21 protein-coding genes and 1 pseudogene are annotated in these 25480 nt (G+C 64.7%); 7 read left to right on the top strand and 15 right to left on the bottom strand.

What is annotated here, in order from left to right; genetic code table 11:
- Window positions 1-90: 90 nt before the first annotated feature.
- The 9 genes from BLT71_RS07025 to BLT71_RS06985 are packed head-to-tail and all read right to left on the bottom strand — an operon-like array spanning window position 91 to window position 9116.
- Complete coding sequence (locus BLT71_RS07025; RefSeq protein WP_091718778.1) at window positions 91-768, bottom strand: SDR family NAD(P)-dependent oxidoreductase; 678 nt, start codon at window positions 766-768, stop codon at window positions 91-93.
- Window positions 761-2023 (bottom strand): sialidase family protein, encoded by a 1263-nt coding sequence (locus BLT71_RS07020; RefSeq protein WP_091718776.1) that lies wholly within the window; start codon window positions 2021-2023, stop codon window positions 761-763. The genes BLT71_RS07025 and BLT71_RS07020 overlap by 8 nt, the downstream gene beginning before the upstream one ends.
- Before the next feature lie 4 nt (window positions 2024-2027).
- Entirely contained in the window at window positions 2028-2819 is a 792-nt protein-coding gene (locus tag BLT71_RS07015; protein WP_091718773.1) for an HpcH/HpaI aldolase family protein, read from the bottom strand.
- 53 nt (window positions 2820-2872) lie between these two features.
- Window positions 2873-3862 carry an aldo/keto reductase gene (locus tag BLT71_RS07010; RefSeq protein ID WP_091718772.1) on the bottom strand — a complete coding sequence of 330 codons (990 nt, stop codon included), beginning with the start codon at window positions 3860-3862 and terminating at the stop codon, window positions 2873-2875.
- Window positions 3863-3895: 33 nt separating this feature from the next.
- Window positions 3896-4723 (bottom strand): ATP-binding cassette domain-containing protein, encoded by an 828-nt coding sequence (locus BLT71_RS07005; RefSeq protein WP_091718770.1) that lies wholly within the window; start codon window positions 4721-4723, stop codon window positions 3896-3898.
- Entirely contained in the window at window positions 4716-5672 is a 957-nt protein-coding gene (locus BLT71_RS07000) for an ABC transporter ATP-binding protein (protein WP_091718768.1), read from the bottom strand. The genes BLT71_RS07005 and BLT71_RS07000 overlap by 8 nt, the downstream gene beginning before the upstream one ends.
- 1 nt (window position 5673) lies before the next feature.
- Window positions 5674-6606, bottom strand: a complete 933-nt coding sequence (locus tag BLT71_RS06995; RefSeq protein WP_091718765.1) for an ABC transporter permease — start codon at window positions 6604-6606, stop codon at window positions 5674-5676.
- Entirely contained in the window at window positions 6603-7538 is a 936-nt protein-coding gene (locus tag BLT71_RS06990) for an ABC transporter permease (RefSeq protein ID WP_056082251.1), read from the bottom strand. Before BLT71_RS06990 ends, BLT71_RS06995 begins: the two co-directional genes overlap by 4 nt.
- Window positions 7539-7541: 3 nt before the next feature.
- The gene (locus BLT71_RS06985) at window positions 7542-9116 is read right to left on the bottom strand and encodes an ABC transporter substrate-binding protein (protein ID WP_091718763.1); all 1575 of its coding nucleotides are present in this window, start codon (window positions 9114-9116) and stop codon (window positions 7542-7544) included.
- 191 nt (window positions 9117-9307) lie between these two features.
- Between BLT71_RS06985 and pdxA the strand changes: the two genes are divergently transcribed.
- On the top strand, window positions 9308-11668 hold the full coding sequence (gene pdxA, locus BLT71_RS06980) for a 4-hydroxythreonine-4-phosphate dehydrogenase PdxA (protein WP_091718761.1): 2361 nt from the start codon (window positions 9308-9310) through the stop codon (window positions 11666-11668).
- Between the two features lie 75 nt (window positions 11669-11743).
- Window positions 11744-12511 (top strand): DeoR/GlpR family DNA-binding transcription regulator, encoded by a 768-nt coding sequence (locus tag BLT71_RS06975; protein WP_091718759.1) that lies wholly within the window; start codon window positions 11744-11746, stop codon window positions 12509-12511.
- A gap of 56 nt (window positions 12512-12567) precedes the next feature.
- Here the strand turns inward: BLT71_RS06975 and BLT71_RS06970 are convergent, their stop codons facing one another.
- Window positions 12568-13023 (bottom strand): hypothetical protein, encoded by a 456-nt coding sequence (locus BLT71_RS06970; RefSeq protein ID WP_157693441.1) that lies wholly within the window; start codon window positions 13021-13023, stop codon window positions 12568-12570.
- Window positions 13024-13114: 91 nt separating this feature from the next.
- Between BLT71_RS06970 and BLT71_RS06965 the strand changes: the two genes are divergently transcribed.
- Window positions 13115-13417 (top strand): YciI-like protein, encoded by a 303-nt coding sequence (locus BLT71_RS06965; RefSeq protein WP_091718755.1) that lies wholly within the window; start codon window positions 13115-13117, stop codon window positions 13415-13417.
- 139 nt (window positions 13418-13556) lie between these two features.
- Here the strand turns inward: BLT71_RS06965 and BLT71_RS20360 are convergent, their stop codons facing one another.
- Window positions 13557-14072, bottom strand: a complete 516-nt coding sequence (locus BLT71_RS20360; RefSeq protein WP_157693440.1) for a hypothetical protein — start codon at window positions 14070-14072, stop codon at window positions 13557-13559.
- Window positions 14073-14496: 424 nt separating this feature from the next.
- On the opposite strand from BLT71_RS20360, the gene BLT71_RS06960 reads away from it, so the two are divergent.
- Complete coding sequence (locus BLT71_RS06960; protein ID WP_091718753.1) at window positions 14497-15279, top strand: GntR family transcriptional regulator; 783 nt, start codon at window positions 14497-14499, stop codon at window positions 15277-15279.
- A gap of 205 nt (window positions 15280-15484) precedes the next feature.
- Window positions 15485-16705 (top strand): MFS transporter, encoded by a 1221-nt coding sequence (locus tag BLT71_RS06955; protein ID WP_091718751.1) that lies wholly within the window; start codon window positions 15485-15487, stop codon window positions 16703-16705.
- Between the two features lie 397 nt (window positions 16706-17102).
- Here BLT71_RS06955 and BLT71_RS06945 read toward each other — a convergent pair whose 3' ends face one another.
- Window positions 17103-18116 (bottom strand): nucleoside hydrolase, encoded by a 1014-nt coding sequence (locus BLT71_RS06945; RefSeq protein ID WP_091718747.1) that lies wholly within the window; start codon window positions 18114-18116, stop codon window positions 17103-17105.
- A gap of 29 nt (window positions 18117-18145) precedes the next feature.
- Window positions 18146-19591, bottom strand: coding sequence for an MFS transporter (locus BLT71_RS06940; RefSeq protein ID WP_091718745.1), 1446 nt, complete (start codon window positions 19589-19591; stop codon window positions 18146-18148).
- Window positions 19592-19740: 149 nt separating this feature from the next.
- On the opposite strand from BLT71_RS06940, the gene BLT71_RS06935 reads away from it, so the two are divergent.
- Together BLT71_RS06935 and BLT71_RS06930 are read left to right on the top strand one after the other, a co-directional pair.
- On the top strand, window positions 19741-20610 hold the full coding sequence (locus BLT71_RS06935) for a ribokinase (RefSeq protein WP_091718743.1): 870 nt from the start codon (window positions 19741-19743) through the stop codon (window positions 20608-20610).
- Window positions 20607-21118: pseudogene (locus BLT71_RS06930) on the top strand (GNAT family N-acetyltransferase). Before BLT71_RS06935 ends, BLT71_RS06930 begins: the two are co-directional and overlap by 4 nt.
- A gap of 573 nt (window positions 21119-21691) precedes the next feature.
- On the opposite strand, the gene BLT71_RS06925 reads toward BLT71_RS06930, so the two are convergent.
- Together BLT71_RS06925 and BLT71_RS06920 are read right to left on the bottom strand one after the other, a co-directional pair.
- Window positions 21692-24379, bottom strand: coding sequence for a DEAD/DEAH box helicase (locus BLT71_RS06925; RefSeq protein ID WP_091718741.1), 2688 nt, complete (start codon window positions 24377-24379; stop codon window positions 21692-21694).
- Complete coding sequence (locus BLT71_RS06920; protein ID WP_157693439.1) at window positions 24379-25434, bottom strand: HamA C-terminal domain-containing protein; 1056 nt, start codon at window positions 25432-25434, stop codon at window positions 24379-24381. Before BLT71_RS06920 ends, BLT71_RS06925 begins: the two co-directional genes overlap by 1 nt.
- Window positions 25435-25480: the final 46 nt, after the last annotated feature.

Here is a 25480-nt window from a genome sequence, read left to right as displayed (position 1 = left end):
TCCCCGCACTGTTCCAGCGATTTGGGCGGGTTTTGACAAGCTCAACCAACAGACAGGGCGGGTTTCGACAGGCTCAACCACCGCGTCCGTTCAGAGGGAGGCGCCGCCGCAGATCACGTAGTTCTGGCCCGTGATGGACTTCCCGTGCGGGCCCAGCAGGAATGCGGCCAGGGCGGCGACGTCGTCCGGGTCCACCAGGGCGCCGAGTGCGGGCAGCTTCACCGGGGTTGCGGCGCGGCCGGGGTCGTTCAGCATCGGGGTGTCGGTGGGTCCCGGGGAGAGGACGTTCACCGTGATCCCCCGCGGCGCCAGCTCCTGCGCCCACGTCCGGCCCAGCCCTATCAGGGCAGCCTTGGTGGCAGCGTAGTGGCTCTTGCCCGGCATCCCCGTGGAGGTGCGGCTGCCCAGCAAAACGATCCGGCCGCCGTCGGGCATGGCCGGCACCAGCGCATTGGCAAGTACCGACGCCGCCGCCACGTGGACGGTGAACATCCCCGCCAACGCGGCCGGGTCAAGGGAGCCGATATGGGCGGTCCGCTGGAACCCGGCGGCGTGCACCAGGGCGTGGGCCGGCTGCAGCCCGGCCACGGCGTCAGCCAGGGACTCAGGATCAGACAGGTCCGCCTGCAGCCACTCGAACTTCCCGTCCAGGGACGTCTCGGTGCGGCTCAGCCCGGTGACCGACCAGCCGTCGGCCAGCAGCCGCTTGGTGATGGCCTGACCGATGCCCGAACTGCACCCGGTCACCACCGCATGCTGCTCAGTCATTGATGGAGCCGTCCTCCAGGCCGCCCGGCGTGGTGCTGCCGTCGTACGCCCATTGCGGGTCCACCCGGACAAACTTGATGGCCTGCCGGAAGTACGTGTAAGCGATGTTCAGCGCACCGTCCGGGCCCTGGTGGATGGACGGGTAGGAGTATTCGCGGTTGAGCCCGTCTCGGGAGTTGTTGGACAGGCAGTACCCGTCCCCCACGTCCAGGTTCCGGCGGATGGGCCAGGAGCGGCCGGAGTCCTCGGAGATCGCCAGGGTCATCGGCGAGCGCGGCGTGCCCCAGAAGGCGCGCTTCACGCCGTCGTCCTCGGCAAAGGCGGAGGCGTCCGGTTCGGCCACCTGCCCCTGTTCGTCAGCCAGGCCGTCGTCGTCAATTTCGTCGTACAGCGAGAGGCGCCGCTCGGTGCCCTCCCCCGACCGGGCGTGGTTGTACACCAGGGCCAGGCGGCCGTCGGCGAGCGCCGTGAACTGGATGGAGGAGTTGTTGTTGGGCAGCTCGGTGGGGACCGGCTCGCTCCAGGTGGACCCGTCGTCGGTGGAGCGGGATTCGTAGATCGAGTCGGCCCAGCGGCTGCGGAACAGTGCCAGCAGGGTGCCGTCCGCCACGGGCTGGATGTTCATGTGGACGCAGCCCAGGCTGCCGGGCAGCACGGTTTCGGTCCAGGTGGCGCCGGCGTCGTCGGAGATCATCACGGCGCTGTCGTCGCTGTTGCCGACCCACTTCTCGCCCGGCGTGGTGATGCAGCGGAAGATCGGGATGATCAGGCGGCCGGACGGCAACACCACGGGCAGCTCGCGGACGAACACGCCGCCGGTTTCGTTTGCAGCGAAGAGCGTCTCCACCGGCCCCCAGGTGCGGCCGCTGTCCAGGGAAATACGACGCCGGACCTCGGCGGTGTCCTGGTTGCCCGCCTTCTGCGCGGTGTACAGCAGCCAGAGGGCGCCGTCCGGCGCCACGAAGAGGATGGGATTCTGCTCGGAGCGGGCCGAATCATCGGAGAGCTGTTCCGGTGCGGACCACTGGCTGCTGCCCGGTTCCAGGGCGGAGAACCAGATGGAGATGTCCGGCACGCCTTCCTGGGTGCCGCCGAACCAGACGCAGCCCAGCCGGCCGTCCGGGAGGGTGAGCAGGTTGGCCGCGTGGCTCTGCACGGTGGGGGCGGGCAGGTAGGCGAAGTCGGCGCCGTCGGCCGTTTTGACAACGCCGTCCGGGGTGATGGTGCTGTACGCGTCGGTGGTGGTGTTCGTCATCGGATTAGTCCTCTTTGGTTCCGGCAGCGGAAGTAGCGGCGTCGAGGTGGGACTTGGCGATCTGTTCCAGGTGCGTCAGGTCCGAGGCGATGGTGGTGAACGTGTAGCCCTGCGCCAGCCGCTGCGCCGCAACGGTGCCGGCAGGCGTGTGGATGCCGGCGGCGATCCCTGCGGACGCCGCAGCCTCGGCGATGGTCTCCAGCGCGGCGTTGAATTCTGCCTCGACGGCGGGATCCCCGGGGAAGGCCCCGCCCACCGCGATCGCGAGGTCGGACGGGCCCACATAGATGCCGTCCAGGCCGGGGGTGGCGCAGATTTCCTTGACGTTGGCCAGGCCCTCGGGCGTTTCGATCATGGCGAAGACCATGGTGGTGGCGTTGGCCTCGGCGGGCACGGGACCGATCCGCAGAGCCGAGCGCATGGGGCCGTAGGAGCGGCCACCCAGCGGCGGGTACTTCGCTGCCGCCACGGCCGCGGCGGCGTCTTCGGCGTTGTTGATGAGCGGAACGATGACCCCCACGGCGCCGGCGTCCAGTGCCTTGCCGATGGCGGTGAAGTCGTTGGCCTCCACGCGGACCATCCCGACGGCGGTGTGCCCGGCGTCGATGGCCATCAGCCCGTTGAGCACGCCCGAGTAGCCCAGCAGTCCGTGCTGCGCGTCCAGGGCCACGTAGTCGTAGCCAAGCCGGCCGATGCGTTCGGTGGCCACGGGCGCGTCCAGCACCGCCCAGTAGCCCACCGCCTGCTCACGGGCGCGGATCTTGCGGGCGAATTCGAGGGCCAGTTCGGAGGTCATCAGTGTCCTTCAGTCAGTTCGGTTCAGCAAATGTTCGGTTCGGGAAGAAATGGTCAGCGGTTGTAGGCGGGCATCGGGCCGCGCAGCGAGGTGCCCACGGCGTCGCAGGCTTCCACGACGTCGGCCGGCAGCGGGCCGTTGGCCACGGCGGCGATGTTGGCGCGCAGCTGCTCCACCTTGGATCCACCCAGCAGCAAGGACCCGACGCCGTCACGGTAGGCCACCCAGCGGAGCGACAGTTCCGCGAGGGTCACGTCAGCGTCCGCGGCGATCCGGGACAGCTCGCCGATCGCGTCGAACAGCTGCTTGTCCCAGTACCGCTGCGTGTACATGGCGGCGAGCTTGGAGTCGCCGTAGCGGCCCTCGGTGGGCTTGGCGTCGAAGCTGTGCTTGCCGGTGAGCAGGCCGCCGCCCAGCGGGTTGTAGACCATGGTGTGCACGTTGTGGGTGGACGCGAACTCGAGGTATTCCTCTTCCAGCCGGCGGGCCACCAGGTTGTAGAGCTGCTGCGCGACGACGGGCTGCGGCGCCCCCACTTCACGGGCCGCGTGGATCACGTCGGCGATCTGCCAGGCGGCGAAGTTGGACACGCCCAGCGCGCCGATCTTCCCCTCGGCCACCAGCTCAGCAACAGTGGCCAAAGTGTCAGAGAGAGGCGTGGCCCGGTCCGGCTGGTGCAGGTAGAACAGGTCGATGCTGTCCACGTTCAGCCGGCGCAGGCTGCCCTCAACGCTCGCGCGGAGCCCCTCAGGAGACAACGGCGTATTGGAGCCGTGGTCCGCGTGCGGCATGCCGGCCTTGGAAGCCAGGATGACGCCGTCGCGCTTTCCCTTCAGGAGGCGCGCAAGCATCTCCTCCGTCACCCCGCCCACGTACGCGTTGGCGGTGTCAATGGTGGTGATGCCGGCATCGAGCGCCTCGGACACCATCCGGCCGGCGGTGGCCTCGTCAACGGTGTCGCCGAACGTCATGGTTCCCAGGACCAGCCGGGAGATGGGGAGTTTCAGGCCGTCCACCTGGGCGCCTTCGGGCTGCGTGCTCATGCGTTGATTCCTCGTGGTTGCGTGCGGGAAGAGTTACTGGTTGGACAGGGCCAGGGAGCGGACAATGTGCCTGGGCTTCAGGCCCGTCATGGTGGAGGGGTCCAGTGCCGCGCGGCGGAGCTTGCGGGTGTAGTCCTCCTTGGGGGCGGTCAGGACGGACGCGGTGCTGCCGTGTTCCACGAGCTTGCCGCGCTGCATCACCATGACGCTATCGCTGATCTCCTGCACCACGCCAAGGTTGTGTGAGATGAACACGTAGGTGATGCCGGTTTCGTCCTGGATGGATTTGAGCAGCCGCAGCACCTGCGCCTGCACGGAGACGTCCAGGGCGCTGGTGGCTTCGTCGCAGACCAGCAGTTCGGGCTTGGAGGCGAGCGCCCGGGCGATGCCGATGCGCTGGCGCTGGCCGCCGGAGAATTCGCCGGGGTGCTTGTCCAGGGACCGGACGGGCAGGCCCACCTGGTCGATGAGCTTGGCGGCGGCCTTGTGCCGTTCGGCCTTGGAGCGGATGCCCTGCAGCTTCAGCGGCTCGGCCACGATTTCCTGGGCGGTCATGTGCGGGTCCAGCGATCCGTACGGGTCCTGGAACACCATCTGGAACTTGGAGCGCAGGGGCCGCAGCTTCGCTTCGCTCATGGAAGCGATGTCCGTGCCGTCCAGGTTAATGCTGCCGCTGGTGGGGGTCACCAGCCGCATGAGCGCCTTGGCGATGGTGGATTTGCCGCAGCCGGACTCACCTACGACGGCGATCGTCTTGCCTTTGTCCACGGCGAACGAGACGTCATCCACGGCCCGGAACGTGCCGCCAGGGACGTGGTAGTCCACCACCAGGTTGTCGACGGCGAGGAACGGCTTAGTCATTGCGTGCTCCGGTCTGGGTGAGGGCTGGGCTGGTGGTGGCAGCTGAGCGGCGGCCGGTGGCGGCGGGCGTTTCGTCCCACTCCCCCAGCACGGGGACGGCGGCCAGCAGGGTCTGGGTGTATTCGGTGGCGGGGTGGTCCACAATCTGCTGGACCTCGCCGGATTCGACGAAGGCGCCGTCCTTCATCACATGGATGCGGTCCGAGATGAGCCGGGCTACGCCGAGATCGTGCGTGATCATCAGGATGCCGATGCCGCGCTGTTCCTGCAGTTCCAGGAGCAGGTCCAGGATGCCGGCCTGCACGGTGACGTCCAGGGCCGAGGTGGGCTCGTCCGCCACCAGCAGCTGTGGCTCGGAAGCCAGCGCGATGGCGATCAGCACACGCTGCAGCATGCCGCCTGAGAGCTGGTGCGGGTATTTCTTCAGCTGCTTCTCCGGGGTGGGGATGTGTACCTGTTCCAGGAGCCGCACGGCCCGGGCCTGCAGGGCGGCCTTGTCCTTGGCGGACGCGGCGCCGGCGATGCTGATGGCTTCGAACAGCTGGCTGCCGATCGAGTGGACCGGGCTCAGCGCCGTCATGGGGTCCTGCGGGATCAGCGCCAGGGTCTTGCCGCGCACCTTGTTGATGGCCTTGGGATCAGCGGAGATGTCGACGCCGTCAATCACCACGGTGCCGGACAGCACCGCCAGGTCCTCGGGCAGCAGGCGGAGGATGCCCATCGCCGTCGTCGACTTTCCGGAACCGGACTCGCCGATGATGGTGACCGTTTCGCCGCGGTGGATGCTGAAGCTGACGGCGTCCACGGCGCGGATGATGGCGGTGTCCGTGATCAGTTCCACCTGGAAGTCGCGGACCTCCAGGAGGGGCTGTTCGGTGAACTTCGGCTGTTCGGTGGCCTCCGCCTGTGCGGTGGCCTTTGCGGCCGGGGTCTCGGATGAGGCGGTCATGTCAGGCACCCTTCTTCTTGCGGCGGGGACGGTCGCGGAGGCCGTCGCCCAGCAGGTTGACGCCCACCACCATGAGCACGATCACCAGGCCGGGCAGGGTGACCATCCACCAGGAGGTGGTGATGTAGTCCTGGCCGTCGGAGATGATGCGGCCCCAGGTGGCGAAGGGCCGCTGGGGGCCGGCACCCAGGAAGGACAGCGCCGATTCGAGCAGCACGGCCTGGGCCAGCAGGAGCAGCACCACCAGGGTTGCCTGCTTGATGACGTTGGGGATGATGTGCTGGATGAGGATCTGGATGCGGTGCAGGCCCAGGATCCTCGCGGCGGACACGTACGGCTTTTCGCGTTCCACCAGCACCATGGAGCGGGTGAGGCGGGCAACTTCGGGCCATTGGGCGATGGCGATCACGAACGTGATCACGGGGATGGACGGGCCGAAGAGGGCCACCACCAGGAGCAGCATCATGAGCAGCGGCAGGGACATCTGGGCTTCGAGGATGCGGGAGATGATGGTGTCCACCCAGCCGCCGAAGTAGCCTGCGGCGGAGCCGAGGATCACGCCGATGGCGCCGGAAACCAGCACCGCCAGCACGCCGATGGTCAGCGAGACCTGGCCGCCGTGGAGGACGCGGGAGAGCAGGTCGCGGCCCAGCTGGTCGGTGCCGAACAGGTGCCCGTCCGTGAGCGGGGGCAGGCGCCGGGCGGCGAGGTCCTGGAAGTTGGCGTCCGGCAGCGGGAGCACGTTGGCCAGGATGATGGGAATGATCACCAGCAGGGTGCAGATGGTGCCCACCACCAGTTTCCACTGGGCGGATTTACGACGCCGGGTGGCGCCTGCCTTGGCGATGTCCGCCTTGGTGACGGCGCTGGGGCTGGGCTGCTTGGCCGGTGCGCCCGGCGCACCCGGCGTGGGAGTTGCCGTATCGATGCTCATGCTGTGGCCGCCTTTCCAAGACGAACGCGGGGATCAAGGAGCGGGTAGGCGAGGTCGATGAGCAGCTGCACGCCCACCGCAAGGAGCGCGGTGATGAGGACCGTGGCCTGGATGAGGGGGTAGTCGCGGGTTTCGAGGGCCCGGACAATCAGGGAGCCGACGCCGGGCCAGGCGAAGACGACTTCCACCACCACCACGCCGTTGAGCATCGCGGCGAACCGGGTGCCCAGGGCGGTGAAGACGGGGATGGCGGAGTTGCCCATGGCGTAGCGCCAGGTGAGCAGGGAGCTGCGGACGCCGCGGGAGCGGGCCACCGTGAGGTACGGGGCGGCGAAGTTGGCGGTCATTTCGCGGCGGACCATGCGGGAGATCAGGGCGATCTGCAGGATGGCGATGGTGATGGTGGGGAGCACCAGCCCGCCCCAGGTGGCGAAGCCGGACGCCGGGAAGATGGGGACCAGCACGGCGAAACCGGTGAGGAGCATGATGCCGGTCCAGAAGTCCGGCATGGACTGGCCGGCGATGGTGAGCACGTTGACGCCAAACTCGCGGCCGGTGTCCGGGCGGCGGGACATCCACACGCCCAGCGGGATGGCGACGACGGCGGTCAGCAGGATCGCGGACGTGGCCAGGGTGAGGGTGTAGGGCATGCGTTCGAAGACCACCTGCATAGCGGGCGCCTGGAACGAGTAGGACTGGCCGAGGTTGCCGGTGACCAGCTGCTGGATGAAGATCCAGTACTGCTCCAGCAGCGGCTTGTCCAGGCCGAACTGTTCGCGGACGGCGGCGAGCTGGTCGCTGGTGGCGAGGGGGCCGGCGTAGGAGACGGCGGGGTCGCCCGGGGCCATGCGGATGAGGATGAACACGGTGGACACCGTGAGGAACACGGTGAGCAGGCCCTGTCCCAGGCGTTTGAGGATGTAGTTCGTCATGGCTTAGGCCTCCAGCCGGACATCAACGAGGGGGTAGGAGTTGGTGGGGGCCAGGTTGATCCCGGAGACCCGCTGCCGGTGGGCGAGGACGGACTTGGGGACGAAGGCCCAGGCGCAGGGCCAGGTGTCCCAGACTGCCTGCTGGGCTTCGTTGAGCAGTTCGGTCCGGCGGGCCGGGTCCGCTTCGGCGGAGGCGGCCTGGATCTTGGCGGTGACCTCGGGGATCACGTAGCCCTGGTAGGTATCGCGGTTGGCTTCCTTTTCGGGGGTGCCGGTGTACATGCCCTGGAGCATGGTGATGGCCAGGCCGGTGGGGCTGGGGTAGCCGTTGCCCAGGAGGTCCCAGTCGCCCTGCTTGCCCTGGCGCCAGGCGAGGATGTTGCCACCGGGTTCGAACTGCTGCAGCTCGGCCTTGACGCCGATCTTGCCGAACATTTCCACCAGGGCTTCCATCACGGAGGTGTCGGAGGCGAATTCGCCGGTTTCCCAGATGATCTTCAGGGTGAGGTCCTTGACGCCGAGTTCGGCGAGGCGGGCCTTGGCCTGCTCGGGGTCGTAGACGTATTCGCCGGTCTTGTAGTAGCCGGTGAGGCTGGAGGGGGTGACGCCTTCGGCCTGGGTGACGGAGTCCACCAGGACGTCCTTCACCAGGGACTGGCCGTCGATGGCCATGCTGAGGGCCTGCCGCACACGGGGATCGGCCAGGGGGTGGCCGGCGGGCTTGCGGAAGTTGAAGAAGATCTGGTTGAGGCGGAGGCTGGAGGATTCCTGCAGCGTGACGCCGGGCAGGCCGCCCAGCTGTTCGCGGGAGTCCGGGGTGATGGAGTCGATCACGTCCACCTCGCCGCTGCGGAGGGCGATGACGCGGCTGGATTCCTCGGGGAGGAACCGGACTTCCACGTTGTCTACCTGAGGGGCGGGGCCCCAGTAGTTCTGGTTGCGTTCCAGGCTGTAGGTGCCGGCGCCGCGGTTGAACTTGGTGACCACGTAGGGGCCCGTTCCCAGGCCTTCCTGCAGTTCCTCCGGCTTGTTCTGCGCGGCGGGGGTAATCAGGATCATGCTCATGAGCGAGTCCAGGATGGGGACGGGCTTCTTGGACACCATCTTGAAGGTGCGCTCATCCACGGGGACAACCTCGGGGAATTCGGGGAAGAAGCCGGCCACGAAGGAGCCCTGCACCTGCTTGTACATCTTTAGGGCGGTGGCAACGTCCTCCACGGTGACGGGGCTGTTGTCCGAGTAGCGGATGCCCTCCCGCAGCTTGACGGTCCATTCGGTGGGGCCGGTCATTTCGAAGCGTTCGGCCAGCACCAGGATGGGCTTGGTTTCGGGGCCGATGGCGGTGAGGCCCTGGCGGACCGCGCGCTGCACGGTGACGGCGGCGTCGAACTGGTTGAGCTTGTTGTCCAGGCTGACCAGGGAGCGGTTGAGGGCCAGGGTCAGGGTGCTGGGACCCGGGAGGCCGGTGGGGCCTGCGCAGCCGGCGAGGCTGCCAGTACCCAGCAGAAACCCTGCGGCCGCGCCGAACTGCAGCAGGCGGCGGCGGGAAATCTCACTTCCTTGAGGAAGAACGGTCATCGTTGACCTCTCGGTAGGTTGGGGGTTCGGCGGGCGCCGGGGTGGCGGTGCCGAATGTTGTGTCCATCACTTTGCCACTCCTGCGCAGTTTGCGCAACCCATCTAGCGTGATCCGCGCAATCATGTCATGATGATGGAAAGCTTCCCGCAGTCAGCGGGTTCCAGCCCACTACCGATTCGAGAGGAGCACCGTGGCTTCCGTATTTGTGCAGGCTGACGACTTCTCCGGAGCCGCCGAGGTTGGCTACTGCTTTGTGGAGCACGGCCTGTCCGCGCAGGTTTCCCTGGGCACGGGCACTGTTTCCGGAACGTACGACGCCGGCACTTCCGCGGGTGCGCTGGTCACCGACGCGATGGTCATCGATACGCACTCCCGCGGCTTGTCCGGCACCGAAGCGGAGGCGTTGGTGAAAGACGCCTTCTCCGCACCCGCCGCAGCGAATGCGCCGGTGATGTTCAAGAAGATGGACTCCCTGTGGCGCGGCAACATCAGCGCCGAGATTGCCGCGCTGGCGGGCCTCGGCTATCACGTTGTGGTTGCGGGGGCGCTCCCCCAGCTGCAGCGCACAGTGCGCGCCGGCCGCCCCCTGGTTGCCGGTTCTCCCCTGGCGGAGACGGACCTGTGGCAGGCGGAGGTTTCGGCCCCGCCGACGGACATTCCGTCATTGCTCCGCCCGGAAGAACCGGCAACGGTGCAGTCCCTGGACCTGGAGGCAGTGCGGTCAAGCAGAGTGCCGTTCCTCCTGGCCGGGCTGTTGGACGGCCGGCCCGCGCTGGTGGTTGCCGATGGTGAAACCGTGCAGGACCTGGAGCACGTGGTGGATGCCCTGCTGGAGCTGGGATTCCAATCCGGCGGGCGCCGCATCGTGCTGGTGGGAACCGGCGGAGCGGCCGATGTCCTCGCGCAGCGGCTGAGTGCGCAGATTGCGCGAAATGCGCATACTGAGGCAGCGGCGGACGCAACCACCGCGGACCCGCAGGGCGCGGACCGGCCGGTGCTCGCCGTCGTCGGCTCCGCCTCCAAGACTGCGCAGGCCCAGCTGGCCAAGCTCGAAGCCGAAGGCTTCCGGGTGGTCCGGCTGCACCCGCTGTATGCCGGCGCCAAAGACGCCTACGCTCCCGAACTGGCCCAGGTTTCAGCAGATTTGAGGGCAGGCCACCGCGTAGCCATCACACTGGCCGCCGCAAAAGTGGACCCGTCTGGCGCTGCCCGCATCGTGCAGGCACTGTCTGCATTCGCGGCCCAGGCTGCAAAGGCCACCGCCACTGACCTGATCCTTACCGGCGGTGAGACGGCCCGGGAAGTCCTGGACGCCGTCGGCCGTTCCAGCCTGGTGCCGCTCGCGGCGGTGCAGCACGGGGCCGTGCTGAGCCGGGCGGACGACGGGACGCTGGTAGGCACCAAGCCCGGCAGCTTCGGCGACGACCTGGCCCTCCTGCAGCTGTATGACGAAATCCGGGAGCGCCGGTCCGCGCCGGCTCCCGCCAACAACCTTCCCCGCAAGACTTCCGAACAATCTGGAGCAACAATGACTGACGAAACCAAGAACCAGCTTCCCTACGTGGCCGTGACCATGGGCGACGGAGCCGGCATCGGCCCGGAGGTGATCGTCCCGGCGGTGCTGGATGCGGGCATCCTGGCCGAGTGCCGTCCCGTGGTGGTGGGCGACGCGCTGCGCCTGCGCCAGGCCGCGGAGACCCTGGGCCTCGAGGTGGACATCCAGGTTGTCGAGGACGTGGAGGATGCCGTGTTCTCGCCGGGCCGGGTGAACGTGATTGACCTGGCGTTGCTGCCGGAGGACCTGGCCTGGGGCCAGCTCTCCCCCGTGGCCGGGCACGCCGCGTACGAATACATCCGGGTGGCCAGCGAGCTGGCGATGGCCGGGAAGGTGCAGGCCATCTGCACCGCGCCGCTGAACAAGGAGGCGCTGCACGCGGCCGGGCACATCTTCCCCGGGCACACCGAGCTGCTGGCGCACCTGACGGGCACGGAGGAAGTGTCCATGATGCTCTCCACGCCCAAGATCCGGGTGATCCACGTGACCACGCACATCGGGCTGATGGATGCTATCCGCAAGATCAACCCGGACCTGGTGGAGCGCACCATCCGCCGCGGCCATGAGGCGCTGGTGCGGGCGGGCATCCCCAACCCGAAGATCGGTGTGTGCGCCATCAACCCGCACGCTGGCGAGAACGGCCTGTTCGGGCAGGGCGAGGAAGCGGAGAAGATCGAGCCGGGCGTGAAGGCGGCGCAGGCGGCCGGGATCAACGCGGTGGGCCCGCTGCCGGCGGACACGCTGTTCTTCCTGGCCGGCCGGGGCGATTACGACCTGGTGGTGGCCATGTACCACGACCAGGGGCACGGGCCGGTGAAGGTGCTGGGCATCGAGGCCGGCGTGAACATCACGGTGGGCCTGCCGGTGATCCGCACGTCCGTGGACCACGGCACCGCGTTCGACATTGCCGGCAAGAACATCGCCGATTCCCGGTCCATGGTGGAGGCGCTGCACCAGGCCGCGGAGATGGCCACCCGCCCGGCCGTGGCCGTGTAGTTCCTGCGTTTGATGGGGGCCGGAACTAGCATGGGTAGCACTGCCACCGCCATGCCCACGGGAAGGAGACCAGGAATGCTCAGCGCAAACGCGCGGCGCGAGGAGATCTACCACCTTGCCGTGACCACCGGCCTGGCGTCCGTGGAGGAGCTCTCGGCCCGGTTCGAGGTGACCGCGTCCACCATCCGCCGCGACCTGGCGCTGCTGAATTCGCAGGGGAAGCTGGCCCGGACCTATGGCGGGGCGATGGCGCTGGGCGCGCACCCGGAGGCGTCGCTGCGGCAGCGGACGGGTGAGGCGTTTGAGCAGAAGCATGCGATCGCCCGGTGGGCGGCTTCGGTGATCCAGCCGGGTGAGAATATCCTGCTCGACGCCGGTTCCACCGCGGGTGCCCTGGCGCACGAGCTGCGCGGGTCCGGTCCGTTATTTGTGACGACGCCGGGCATCAACACTTTGCAGGAGCTGGCCGATTGCGAGGGCATCGAGGTGGACTGCCTGGGCGGCCGGCTCCGGGGTGTGTCACAAAGTTTTGTGGGGCCGCTGGCCGAGGCGGCGCTGGAGCGGATGAGCTTCGACCGGGTGTTCCTGGGCGCCGACGCGGTCACCGCCGAGGACGGCATCTGCGAGGCCGACCACGCCCAGACCCGGCTCAAGGAGCTCATGGCCCGGCGGGGGCGTGCTGTTTATGTCCTGGCGGACTCCTCGAAGCTCGGGCTTCGCCCCTTCCACGCGTGGGCGCGGCTTGCTTTGCCCTGGACGTTGGTGACGGACGATGGCGCGGATCCGGGGCAGGTGCAGAAGTTCCGGGACGCGGGGGTTCAGGTTGAGGTGGCTGCGGTCTGACGGCTGCTGGGCCGGCAGGTTCTTCCCGGCGCGGCCTTTGGGCGGTCAGGGCCTGTTCACCATCGGCTCTTCTTGACCGGTTGTGACTGCGTGTAGGACTCGGGAAGCTTGGTTTTGGCACTCATAATTTTGAGCGGATCAGGTGATCCCCGGCGGAGGCGCGCTTTTCGAGCGCGGTAGACCACAACCGATTCCCAGATGAAGTAAGCCGCGCCGAGAGCCATCAGCAAGGCACCGAACAGGGTTGCCCATTGCGCCGTCGCAGTCCCCACCGGATTAGTGATGACGAGGTACATGCACAGGCCGAACATCGGCACCAGAAACAGCAGCCCGGGCAGGTTCTGCCACCACCGCGTGCTTCCGTTCGGCGGCCCTCCCAACTCCGTTTTGGTGTAGCTGTGAAGCATCCCGTCCTTGGTCAAATACAGGACCCGTTGTTCACCGCGGGCAAGCGCCGCTTGGTGCTCGGCATGCACCGCATCATCGTGTTCCTGGTGGCTGCTGACCGACATGATTCCCCCATCTGTCATTTTGGTCCTGCAACGCCAAGTGTAGGGGTGTGTAGCCTGCTTCTATCGACAGAACAACGAAAGGGAGTCACGCATGCACGCCGTCCTGGAATACACCTACGCGGACGACTATCTGGAGACCCGCGAACAGTACCGCGGTGTTCACCTGAAAGCGGCGTGGGAAGCAGTCGAACGCGGCGAGCTACTGCTGGGCGGCGCTGTTGGTGACGGCCCCTTCACCGGACTGCTGATCTTCACCGGCGAAAACCCCCTCGAGGCCGCCAAAGCCTTTGCAGCCGCCGACCCCTACGTCGCCGGTGGAGTGGTGACGTCGTGGACGGCCCGTCCGTGGACAACGGTGGTGGGCAACGACGCAGCCACGCCGGTCCACCCGTAGGTAAAGCTACAGCGAAGGACGGGATCGAAGCACTCAGGACGCCCTTCCTCAGGCTGCGGGCGAGGACGCGAGGAGGCTTCGAAAGCCTTTTGATGGAGAATGACCCATCGCGAAAGCTCCGGGTCATTCCCTTTAGCTTCTAGGCGAGCAACTCACAGACGTTGAGCGCTTGCCCAGCGGTGGCGTCAACGCTTTTCACTTGGAATGTCTTCAAGGACACCAGCGTTACCACGAGCCTCCCCGTGTATTGGGTGATACCTGCACCCGGCGCGTCGTTGCCGAAGTATGCAAACCCGTTGTGACCTGTGAAGGTTGCCGTGGCAGTTCCGTCTGGATTTGTTACATATTTGGCTACCGAACCCGAAGTGTTGACTGTATAAGACTTACCGTTGGCCGGATTGCTCCAAGTCAGCAAGACGCCCTTTCCAGCTGTGAATACTCGGCCGTCCTTGAGTTCAATCTGGGTAATTTTCCCGCCCGTGCCCGTGACGTTCACGTCAAATGGGCAGCCTTCGCCTGCATCACCATCAAGTTTGAACTGAAATTCTTGAAGCTGAGGAGGGCGACTGACGGCAGCGCCGGCGCCAGGGGCACTGAACAGAATTACTGCAATTGCGGAGATAGGGGCGAACCAACGGATGGGTTTTCCGAGCATGCGAGTCTCCAAACGAAAGCGGGGCGTATCACCGGAAAGGTGGAGACCATACGCGGTAGTGAACTAGGAACGGGCGAACCCTGACGGCGACTTTGAGCCGCATAGTTTTCCCAAGGTAGGCAACCCCGAGCAGACGAAATAGGGCAGAAAGTCCCTGTTAGTTAGGCCCGCGTGAGGTGCAGACGTACCTTTAGCCGAACGGTTGGCGAACCGGCCAGCAAAAGTGTCCTAAGTTCAGCACGAAAGTTCGGAGCACGGGCAGAACATTTGCCGTCCACACTCTTCATGCCACAGAAACTGCCCTTGGCCGTACTCCCCTTGTTCGTGTCGGCCCCACAACGAGCGCCACTTGTCGTACTAACGCGTACAACTTGTTCTAGGCTGGAATCCCCGGACCAACCCCGACCAAGAGCGAGGCAAGAACGTGCATCAGGACGCCGCCCGGTTCCTATCCCAACCGGTGGCAGCCCAGTCCGGATCGCCGCTTCGCGTCGCGGTGTATTCGCGAATCGCCGAAGCCATCCGCGACGGCCTCCTCACCCCCGGCTCGATGATCCCCACCGAGACCGAACTCGGCGCCGACATGAAAGTCAGCCGCACCGTGGTCCGCGAAGCCCTCATGCTCCTCGAGGAGGACGGGCTCATCAGGGCGCGGCGCGGCGTCGGGCGTTTCGTCTCGGACACGCTCCCCCGCATCGGCATCGAACGCATCCGCCCCTTCGAGGAAGTCCTCGCCGGTCCCGGCGAGACCCTCGAGGTCAAGCGCACCCAGGCCATCCGCCAGGCCGCCTCCGAATTCGTCGCCCCCGGCATCGGCGTCGAGCCCGGCACCGAGTGCTGGCTCTGGGAATCCGTCCTCATCCGCGACGGCGAGGCCATCGCCCAGCTGCAGGAAAACGTCACCGCCCAGCCGGTCAGCTTCGACAGGAGCGTTGCCGCGCCTCTTGAGATACAGGACGACGACGGCGCCACCTTGCTTGCCACGCTCAACAACCAGCTGGGCCGGTTGGCGGGCCCCGGTGAGTGCGAAATCAGCCTCAGCCAGGTGGGACCCAGCCGGGCGAAGCTGCTGGACCTGCGGCCGTCGGACCCGGTCCTCGTGCTGACGCAGTATGTCCGGCATGGCAACCGGCCTTTCTACCTGGCCAAATGCCTGGTGTCCGCCCGGGCGGGGCACCTTTCGGTGATGCAGCAGTTCCGGTCATAACACCGTATCTGCGCGGGTAGGACCCGAACGGGCAGGCACGTACTGAGCCACCCGCAGCTCGATTCTTGTTCGCATGTCGAACGGACGTGCGTTATTAGAACCTAACGAGTATCCTCATCTGCGGAACAATGCCGTGCGTCACAAATCCACGTGATGCAGCTCTCGGCGGCAGTGGTCCGGCTTCTTTCTAATCGATGAGGATTACATGACAACTTCCCCCTCCTCCCGCGCATCACGGTGGCCCATTTGGCTCTGCTGGCTGGCCATGGTCCTGGACGGTTTTGACCTGGTGGTGCTCGGCACCGTCATTCCCACACTTATCAAAACCGGTGAACTTGGCTTTGACGCTGTCGGGGCAACCCTGGTGGCCACCATCTCCCTGGTAGGCGTCGGTGCCGGGGCGCTGTTCATCGCGCCGCTGTCAGACCGCTTCGGGCGCAGAAAACTGATGGTTGCCTGCGTGCTCTGGTTCTCGCTTTTCACCCTCGCGGTGGCGTGGGCGCCCAACGTGGCCATGTTCGGCGTATTCCGCTTCCTGGCCGGCGTCGGATTGGGCGCTTGCCTTCCGGTTGCCCTCGCCTACATGAACGATTACGCACCGGCAGGAACAGCCGGCAAGTCCACCACCCGCACCATGACCGGCTACCACGTGGGTGCGGTGGCAACTGCGTTCCTGGCCATCATGGTCATCCCGGACTGGCGCATCATGTTCGTGGTCGGCGGCATTGCGGGCCTCGTCCTGGCACCGTTCCTGTGGTTCAAGCTGCCCGAGACCCTGCCGAGTGCACAGGCTACCCGGAAGGCGGAGCAGACCGGATTCCGGGACTTGGCGAAAAAGCCCTACCCGCTGGTCGCCGCGGCAATCGCCGCCGCCTCCTTTATGGGACTGCTGCTGGTTTACGGCCTCAACACCTGGCTCCCCCAGCTCATGGCCTCCGCGGGGTACCCGGTCAGCGCGGGCCTGTCCCTGCTCCTGGTGCTGAACCTCGGCGCGGTGGCGGGCCTCATCATTGCCGGCATCCTGGCCGACAAGCACGGCACCAAACCCATCGTGCTGCTCTGGTTCGGCCTCTCCGCGGCCTGCCTCGCCCTGCTGAGCATCAAGGTGGACAACGCCATCCTGCTCAACGCCCTCGTCTTCGTCACCGGCGTCTTCGTATTCAGCGCCCAAGTGCTCGTGTACGCGTGGGTCAGCCAGCTCTTCCCGGCCCGGCTGCGCGCAACCGCCCTCGGTTTCGCCGCCGGTGTGGGCCGCGTCGGCGCCATTGCAGGACCCGCGGTGACGGGCGGCCTGGTGGCCGCAGGCATCGCCTACCCGTGGGGCTTCTACGCCTTCGCGGCAGCAGGCGCCCTCGCCGTGCTGGCCCTGGTGGCGGTCCCGCACGCTATCGCCGCCACGCGGGCCACCCAGCAGCAAGCGAACTAACGGGCGTTGCCCGGCCCGTACTGCTGACGGGCCGGGCGGCGGTACACCTACCCGCCTGAGGGACCAATCCAGGCGCTGAAGTCGCCCCTTCTCCCCTCGCCACGTTGATCATCGTCCTTGCCACATCGACGACACCGCCGATACATGGCTCCGTCCTCAGCATGTTCGAGATGCCATTCGTGCCGAATATTCAGCTTGCACAGCAGGGCCTGGATCACGTCAGCCTCCGATCCAATCGCAGCGCTCTGTACCTCAATCATGGTCCTTGTGCCTGGGCGAGCAAGAGTCGGTTTCGACAAGCTCAAAACTGGGTGAGCGCGCGTTTCAAAGAAGGCGACAATAGGTGAGCGCGCGTTCCAGGAATGGCGACCACAAGTGAGCGGGCGTTTGGATGGAGTCAGGCAGCGGCGATGGGCACGGCTTTGGTTTCGCTGGGCTCAACCGCCGCCGTCGTGCCTTCAAAATGGTTTAGCAGCATCTCCACCAGGTGCGGGGCGAAGTCCTCCTCCAGCGAGAGGACCACGCGGCACCGCGCGGCCTTCACTTCCGGGTAGCCCACGTATAGCCCGCGCATGTCGCACACAGTCTGGCCGCGGCCGGGCCCGTCGGAGGTGTCGACGGCGGCGCGCACCACGGGTGCCAGCGCAGGCTTAACAGCACCCACAGCGAGCGCCGCCGCCAGCGGATCGTGCATCGCGGAGCACGGCCGGCCGTAGATGTCCTCGTAGAACCGGAAGTAGTAGCCCAGCATCTCCCCCAGCGCCCGGGGCACCGGCGCCGCAGACGAAAGCAACACCTGCCGGTGTGACTCCTCCAACACGGAAGTCATGGTCACGTCCAACGGCACCAGGGTCACGTCCCAGTCGGCAGCCAGCACCAGGGCGGCGGCCTCGGGGTCGTGCCAGATGTTTGCCTCGGCGACGGGTGTGATGTTCCCCGGCGCCAGCGCGGCCCCGCCCATCACGGTGACCGACTCCACCAGGGACGGCAGCGCAGGCTCCAGCCGCAGCGCCTCGGCAATGTTCGTCAGCGGCCCGATCGCCACCACCCGCAAGGCACCGGGATAAGTGTGAGCGAGCCGCACCAGCATCTCCGCCGCGGACTCGGCAGCAAGAGAAGCAGCAGCAGGAGCCAGCGAAACCTCACCAATGCCATTGGACCCGTGCACCCACGGGGCCCCGCCGTGAAACGAACCAACCAGCGGATCATGGGCACCCACAGCCACCGGCACAGAAGCAGCGCCAGCCAGAGAAAGCAGGTCCAGCGTATTCCGGGCGCCAACCGCGGCACTCACGTTCCCGCTCACGGTCCCCACGCCCACAAGCGAGGCAAGCGGCGAAGCGAGCAGGTAGGCCAGGGCGAGGGCGTCGTCGATGCCGGTGTCGCAGTCCAAGTAAATGGGGGCAGTCACAATAGGTTCCTTCGAAACAGATAGAGGGGTTAGACCGTCTCGCCCTTGGGGGCGGCGACGAAGAGGCTGACGATGAACGCGGCGGCGGTAATGCCCACCGAGATCCAGAGCGCGGTCGCGTACCCCGCAGAAGTACCCAAGGCGGCGAACGGCGCCACGAGCACGACGCCGAGGCTCGCCCCGATCCCGAAGGACGCACCGTTGATGCCGGGCAGCGCAGCCGGGGCCTCCTTGGGCGACAAAAGGACCGAGAGCCCGTTGATGGCGGTGAGGAAGAAGCCGTTGTAGAAGATGCCCAGGCAGGCAACGGCAATAAGGACCGCAACGGGCGACGTGGAAAAAACTGCTGCCACCACGGCACACACCAGGCTTAAGGAAGTCCCCAGTCGCAGCATCAAGATCCACCCGCGCCGGTCCGCCAGCCACCCCGCCAGAGGTGCGGCGAAGACGCCAATCAGCGCGGCGGGGGTGAGGAACAGCAAAGCCGAGATGGAGGCGGAAAGCCCGAAGCCGCCGTCGTGATCCTGGCTCAGCAGCACCACGGTGAAGTTGATGACCGCGAAGATGCCGGCCAGGGTGAGGACGGTGGTGGCGATGACCGGCCACACCTGGCGGGAGCGCAGGTGGTGCACGGCGATGAGCGGGTGGCTGCGGCGCTTTTCGATGAACCAGAATCCCGCGAAGGACACAACGGTGCCGGCCAGCAGGGCCAGGGCGGTGGGCGATGTCCAGCCGGCGGCCGAACCGTCGGAGACGAAGTAGGTGAGGAACACCAGGAACAGCGAGAGGGAGCCGGCGCCCCACCAGTCCATGGCGCCGCGCACGCCCTGGGGCCGTCCGGCCGGGACGATTTTGATGATGCAGGCGGCGGCGATGGCGGTCAGGACGAGCACTACGACGAAGATGGACCGGAAACCGAGGGTCTCGGCCACGAGGCCACCCACGTAGCCGTCCACGCCGCCCACTCCCCCGTTGATGGCGGCGATGATGCCCACGGAGGTGCCGAAGACTTTGGCCTGCAGGTTCTCGCTGAGCACGATGTAGGCGAGAGCGAACACGGCGCTGGAGACGCCCTGCAGGAACCGGCCGGCGACCAGCAGCGGCAGGGTGGGCGCGGCGATGCAGAGGATGGTGCCGGCGCCCATGATGCCCAGGACCAGCAGCAGCGCGGCGCGGCGGCCGATAAAGTCGCTCCACCGGCCGATCACGGGCCCGGCGATGGCGCCGGCCAGGAAGAACATGGACTGGACCGGGGCGGCGCTGTCCGCGCTTTCGCCAAAGCTCGCGGCGATCTGCGGCAGCGCGGGGGTGACCATGCTGGCGTTCAGCTGGAAGGACAGCACGCCCAGCAGCAGGGTGGAGATCAGCAGGGCGGCGCAGCGGCCGGAGAGCTTAATTACGTCGTCGTCGGTGATTACGACGGCGGCGCCGCCTTCCGCGGGAGGCGCGGCTGCGGTGGGGGTTGGGGTGTTCACATCAAACTCCTTTGTTCGAGCAGAAGGAATCGCCTTTTCATGGCGATTCGAGTTGTTATACAACCACGTATGACTCACAAGTACAACCATGCGCTACACTTTTTCGAAAGCCCGGCCGCTTCCGGCCCTCCCCCTGAGAGAGTTTTCCCATGAACACAACACGCCCTGCCGTCACCGTGGTCGGCAGCATCAACCTGGACCTGATCGCCACCGCCAAGCGGCTTCCCACAGCGGGCGAAACCATCGGCGGAGCCGTCCTGTCCGAGCAGCCCGGCGGCAAGGGCGCCAACCAGGCAGCGGCCGCGGCCCGGCTGGGTGGCAGCGCCCGAATGGTCGGCGCCGTCGGCAAGGACTCGTCCGGACAGCGGATGCTCGAAGCCTTGGCCGCTGCGGGCGTTGAGACCTCCGACGTGGCCGTGCTCCCCCAACCGACCGGAACGGCGCTGATCGTGGTGGACCGCGACGGCGAGAACCAGATCGTGGTGTGCCCGGGCGCCAACTCGCACTTGTCGCTGGACGGGGTGGAGTTCGGCCCGGAGGAGACGGTGCTGTGCCAGCTTGAGGTGGGCCTGGACGTGGTGCTGGAGGCCGCCCGGAAGGCGCGCGGGTTCTTTGTGCTGAACGCTGCGCCGGCCACGGACCTGCCGGCGGAGCTGCTCGAGCGGTGCGACCTGGTGATCGTCAACGAGAGCGAGTACGCCCTCATCCCGGCCCTCGCCGAGGCGAAGCTGGTGGCGGTGACGTACGGCAAGGACGGCTCGGCCATGTTCGAGCACGGCAAGAAGGTGGCCGAAGCTCCGTCTGTTGCTGTTTCCGTGGCAAACACCGTCGGAGCGGGCGACGCATTCTGCGCCGCCCTGGTGCTGGCGCTGCGGAGCGGGCTGGATTATTCACGCGCTCTGGCTGTGGCGAATGCCGTGGGTGCGGATGTAGTGGGGGATCCTTCGTCCCAGCCGGATTTGGCACAGCTGGGCCACTACGTGGAGCGGACGGCCGCTGCGTCGGGCACTTGCTCATGACTGTCACACCGCCGCTGACTGTTACCTTCCGGCGGGCGGTACCGGCGGACTTTCCGGAGGTCCGGCGGATCACCCGCGACGCCTACCTCCGGGCCGGGCACTTCGCTGCCGATGATCCCTACATGGGCGTGCTGGAGACGTGGAGCACCGCGCCGAGCACGCCCAGGTGTGGGTGGCGGAGGTGGCTGCAAAGGTGGTCGCGGCGGTGACGCTGACGTTCGCCGGCCAACCCTACAGCGAGATCGCACAGGACGGGGAGCTGGAGTTCCGGATGCTGGCGGTTGATCCCGCGCACCAGGGCGATGGCGTGCGGCGGGCCGTGGTGCGGGAGATCGTGGAGCACGCCCGGCAGCTGCCCGGCATCGAGGCGATCAGCATCACCAGCGCCACCTTCATGAAACGCGCTTACCGGCTCTACCAGTCCCTCGGCTTCCGACGCGCGCCGGAGCGGGACTGGTACGTGCCGGGCGAGGACGTGCCGCTGTGGGTGTTCCTGCTGGCGCTTTAAACGTCGGCGGTTCAATTTGGTGGACGCCGTCAGTCGGAACCAAAGCGGCGGTTCCTCCAGTAACCCCCGCTTGGTTTACCAAAACAATGGAGCCATCTTTGCAATTAGGCGGCTCTGGTCGAGCTCGTAGGATGTTACTCGAACCGCACCAAATGGACCATCGTCAAGTTCGAGGTCATCCATGCCCCTTGGAGCGAACCAATGCGGGCAAACTACGTCCTACGCTAAGCGACCGCGTCCCACTCAGCGCTACCGCCTCTCCTGTCGCTTCACACCAGACGAACTTGCTCAACTAGTTGCTCGCCATCAGACCGGCGAATGAGCACGAGCTGGCCCGGGAGCGAGGTATAGCCTAGTCGGCATTCCTCACACTGCTCTCGGAGCATGGCGCCGGACCAGACCTCGCGGCCTGACCCCCGCAAAAGGGAAAGAGATTCTCCGCCTCCGTTAACCAGGGGATAGTTATTCGCGAGATCGCCAAGCGTGTCGGCCGTAGCTACGACACGGCGCGGCATGTCCTGTTAGCGCAAGCGAGGGAAGGAAGCACCTAACTTGCGCGTGAAAACGTCGTACTTAATCGGCCACTTCCTTGGCTATGGGTTGACGAGGAAAAAGTTCAGTAAGCTCATCCAGCAGTTCTGCGTCGGATGCAACGGCATTGATGAGCTCATCTATCTTCAGGTTTATGAGGTCGCCGTCGTCTGCCACCTGTACATATCCGGCGAAATCACTTGCTACCTTGAGTGCAGCTCCTCGGGAGAGGCCAGCGTCCTGTAATGCGATGGCTACGACGTCAGAGGTTCCATACTCAACAAGGCTAGCGAGATTCATGCCTGCTTCGTCTTCGCCGAGCGCTAGTCGAGCTAGCTCATAATGGTTCTGCAGGTATCGCATGATCTTGAAACGAAGACCCACTTCGATGTCGAGGAGAGTCTCTTCGATCACCAGGTTGATGTGCCGAGGGTCAGACCTAATGAACGTCTCGGTTGTGTACGTCGTTTCTGAATCGAAATCCCGAAAGGTTATTTCGCCGTTCGTCTCGTAGTACCGGATAGAGCCCTTGATGATTTGACTAAGAGGTTTTCCACTCGTCCAGTTCCGCATCAGATTGGCCCAGTATCGCAACCTCGCTGTGATTGGGTCCATTGAGGTTTTCCGCTTGGGAACGAGAGAGTCGGGAGCAGTCGACTCTTGCCGGTTCCAGTCGTATTCGGAGTAGAGGCGCAGCAAAACAGCGTGATAGGTGGAGGTTTTAGTCAGGTCTGCATCCGCGGGCACCAGGCGAGCAGAAGCCGGGTCGGCCTTCATGCGATTCCATACGCCGTCCTGCGAGCCGGAGGGAATGTCGGGTGCGTTCCGAAGAATTTCTTGGGGCACTGCGATCGACTGCGAAACCTTCTTTAGAATGTCCTTCGCATTGTCGATTCGGTCGACAAAGTAATCCTTGAGGGGAGAAGACTGTCCATAGAGCTCGTGCAACGTGAGGATGGAAGCATACTGTTCCGTTGCCTTCCGAGCTTCCTCGGACCGGCCCTTGGGTAAGGGCTTGCCGGTCAAGACTCGTTCAATGTCCGTGTACTCCTTCTTCCGACCTTTACGTGGGTTTACTAGGAAGCTTTCGGCCTTGTGGGTTCCAGCACCGCGGATCAGCTCCCGAGTCGTTCCTTGCCACGTCGTTGCCTTGTCACGTATACAAACGACGTTGCCCGAAAAGTCGTAGGTCAGTCGGCCTGCACGTCCAATCAGGTTCTCAAAGTCGAGCCGCGTCAGCATCTTGAGGCCGTGCCGGTCGCTCAGCACAAAGATGTTCTTCGCGGGAAGGTTGACGCCCTCTAGGAGCGTCGAGGTGCAGAACACGAACTGGAGCGGTGAGTCGGTGGCTGAAAACAGCTCTTCGATTTTGTCGCGCAGATCCTGTGGCATTCGTCCGTGGTGAAACGCCACGCCCTTCTTCAGGCAGCGGATGAGGTAATAGTCCTCATGGACGTTCTCCGCGGCGAAAGCGGCCAGAGAGCTTAGTCGCGGATCGTGTCTTTCGGGAAGGCTATCCGCAAATTCACAAGCACCCATAACGGTGCCGCGGGCACTGTTGATGTAGACGATGCTTTGATTGGAGCGCGATAGATCCCGAACCACGTCAAACTTGTTACTCCACTGAGGGGGAATTGGATACTCGTTGTCAGCGGTGCCAAAGTGTTGCTCGAAGTGGCTAACTTTCCTGTCAACGAAATCCACGAGGTAGCGTCTCTGGCTCACTGTCCGTTCGGGGACGGCTATGGAACCTTCAGAGGACTTCTGGAACAACTGAAGGAAGATTTCAGGATTGTCGATGTTAGGTGAGGCGAATATGAGCTTCGTCGCAAACTTCCGGAGTGTTTCGTTGATGGCGTGGTAGTAGAGCGGACTTCTGGTGTCGTGTTCTGAGATCACCTTCTGGGCTTCGTCAACGAACAGGTAGTCGATCTCCCTGGGCGCCTTAGGCAGGTAGCTCAGTAGCCGTTCTGGGGTGAAGACGAAGACAGTGCGGGAAAACTGCTTTCTAAGGAAATAAGACAGCTGAGGGTGGGGAGAGATGTGTACTTCTGGTAGGCCGGCCAGAACTTCACGAAGGTCAGCCACCGTTTGCGTAATGAGTGCTTTCGTAGGCACGAGCACCACGATGGAGCGATTTTCGAGTTCGGGCTTTTGAACTAAGCCGAACAGGGTGTCTTTGATAATGAAGGATTTGCCGAGCGAGGTTGGTCCGGAAAAGCTAAAGAAGCTGGCCCCTTCCAGGCTCCGAACTATGGTCGCTTGCGCGTCGGTGAATACCGAGTCACCCTGGCTGGTCTCCTGGATTGCATGTTTAAGTGCTCTGGTCACTTCTTTGGATTGAGGGGGGACCAGCTCTAGCTCACTCCGCCGCCTAAGCGTCTTTATCGCGGGAAAGTTGCCCAGCTCAATCATGATGGCCTCAGTGAAGCCACTTACTGTAGCCGCCATGTCGCTGTCTAGCATGTCCGTCGCCACAAGCTCATGCAGGAGAGCGACCACCGTATACGCGAGCTCCCTGTGAAGAGGAAGTTCGGAGTGAGAGAGGATGTCGGCGAATCGCAGAAGCCGCGGCACGTCAAGTTCGCCGGATGCGTCTTGAGAGGAAGGGTCTTCGGATACAAGGAGGAAGGTCTCTGCGCACATCCGCTCCAGCTGACGGAAACTATCAACGAAAACTTCGGAAGCGACGATCCTCTCGCTAAGGCCGGTCCCAATTGTCTTCGCCATCAGGCATCATCCTTGTTTTTAGCGGGCTTGCGCGCGGGTGTCTTTCTAGCGGGCTTTGGTTCTTTTCCGGATAGCTCCTTTGCGAGGGTGAACCGAACATCCTTAATTCCCCGGACGCCTTCTTTTGTCTTTTGCTTCAAGAACGGCACCATGTAGAAGTGAAATTCGTAACCGCCCAGACCGTGGGTGATGATCTGCTGCCGGATGTAGTCAATGCGATCATTGACTAATTCTCGTGCCTTTGTCCGGATTCGGCTTTCTATTTCATCGTGATCAAGATCGATCAGCGGCCACTCGCAGATGTCGATTTCGTATCCTAGAAATACGCCAAAGGACTTCCTTGTCTTGATGGATGATAAGGCGTCTGGAAGCAACACCGCCGCCAACGCATCTACCGTCTGCTCGTCATACGCCTCCTTCAGTAAGTTGTTCTCAACCAGCCATTTGTCGGTGCTGAACTTGCCGTCTCGAAGCGTCGCCATGGACTTGAAGGCGTCCGCGATTGCGGTTTGAAGGCTCGATCCCGGCTTGCCTTTACCGTCCGAATGCATTTTCGATTCACCAAAGATAAGTTCCAGTTCAGCGTTTGATTGACGAAGGTGGATGCCGTCGGCACCCTTCACATAATCGTCGTTGGCAGTCTTGAGTTCCAGCTTGGATAGCAACTTAGGGGCGACCAAATGACTCTCGAGAAACGTGTATAGCAACACTTCACCACCTTCACCGCTCTTCAGCTCAGGCAGGCGAAACTTTTCTTTAACCTTGTTGACGATCGAGACTCGGGGATCAGCAAAATACTTGGCAGCATTCGTCCTGGATAGCGCATAAGTAATCGATGCATCGGACAAGGACTCGTAAAGCTCAGCGAGTGCGAACTCTCCGCTATCAATCCGGAGGACGTGGAGTTGAATACCCGCTTTCTTCCCGACGATAAGAGCTTCGGGCTCGTAAAACAGCTTTGTGAATCGATCTACGTCGGACGATCGTAGACTGAGCTGAAGGGGTACCGATTCCGGTGCCGCGATTGTAGGAGCTGTAACTTCAGACTCCTCCATGGTTACCATTTCTCCTCTTTAGGAGGGCTCTGATTCAGTGAATCTC

This window comes from Pseudarthrobacter equi, from assembly GCF_900105535.1.
Lineage (GTDB): Bacteria > Actinomycetota > Actinomycetes > Actinomycetales > Micrococcaceae > Arthrobacter > Arthrobacter equi.
This window is presented reverse-complemented; position numbering and strand designations above follow the sequence as displayed.

Bases quoted from the DNA above. Each gene is read 5' to 3' on its own strand.
- BLT71_RS06955 (WP_091718751.1), top strand. From the start codon at position 15,485: ATGACAACTTCCCCCTCCTCCCGCGCATCACGGTGGCCCATTTGGCTC.
- BLT71_RS07010 (WP_091718772.1), bottom strand. From the start codon at position 3,862: ATGAGCACGCAGCCCGAAGGCGCCCAGGTGGACGGCCTGAAACTCCCC.
- BLT71_RS07015 (WP_091718773.1), bottom strand. From the start codon at position 2,819: ATGACCTCCGAACTGGCCCTCGAATTCGCCCGCAAGATCCGCGCCCGT.
- BLT71_RS07020 (WP_091718776.1), bottom strand. From the start codon at position 2,023: ATGACGAACACCACCACCGACGCGTACAGCACCATCACCCCGGACGGC.
- BLT71_RS07025 (WP_091718778.1), bottom strand. From the start codon at position 768: ATGACTGAGCAGCATGCGGTGGTGACCGGGTGCAGTTCGGGCATCGGT.
- BLT71_RS07005 (WP_091718770.1), bottom strand. From the start codon at position 4,723: ATGACTAAGCCGTTCCTCGCCGTCGACAACCTGGTGGTGGACTACCAC.
- BLT71_RS06935 (WP_091718743.1), top strand. From the start codon at position 19,741: ATGAACACAACACGCCCTGCCGTCACCGTGGTCGGCAGCATCAACCTG.
- BLT71_RS06995 (WP_091718765.1), bottom strand. From the start codon at position 6,606: ATGAGCATCGATACGGCAACTCCCACGCCGGGTGCGCCGGGCGCACCG.
- BLT71_RS06985 (WP_091718763.1), bottom strand. From the start codon at position 9,116: ATGACCGTTCTTCCTCAAGGAAGTGAGATTTCCCGCCGCCGCCTGCTG.
- BLT71_RS06970 (WP_157693441.1), bottom strand. From the start codon at position 13,023: ATGTCGGTCAGCAGCCACCAGGAACACGATGATGCGGTGCATGCCGAG.
- BLT71_RS06975 (WP_091718759.1), top strand. From the start codon at position 11,744: ATGCTCAGCGCAAACGCGCGGCGCGAGGAGATCTACCACCTTGCCGTG.
- BLT71_RS06925 (WP_091718741.1), bottom strand. From the start codon at position 24,379: ATGGCGAAGACAATTGGGACCGGCCTTAGCGAGAGGATCGTCGCTTCC.
- BLT71_RS07000 (WP_091718768.1), bottom strand. From the start codon at position 5,672: ATGACCGCCTCATCCGAGACCCCGGCCGCAAAGGCCACCGCACAGGCG.
- BLT71_RS06920 (WP_157693439.1), bottom strand. From the start codon at position 25,434: ATGGAGGAGTCTGAAGTTACAGCTCCTACAATCGCGGCACCGGAATCG.
- BLT71_RS06990 (WP_056082251.1), bottom strand. From the start codon at position 7,538: ATGACGAACTACATCCTCAAACGCCTGGGACAGGGCCTGCTCACCGTG.
- BLT71_RS20360 (WP_157693440.1), bottom strand. From the start codon at position 14,072: ATGCTCGGAAAACCCATCCGTTGGTTCGCCCCTATCTCCGCAATTGCA.
- BLT71_RS06965 (WP_091718755.1), top strand. From the start codon at position 13,115: ATGCACGCCGTCCTGGAATACACCTACGCGGACGACTATCTGGAGACC.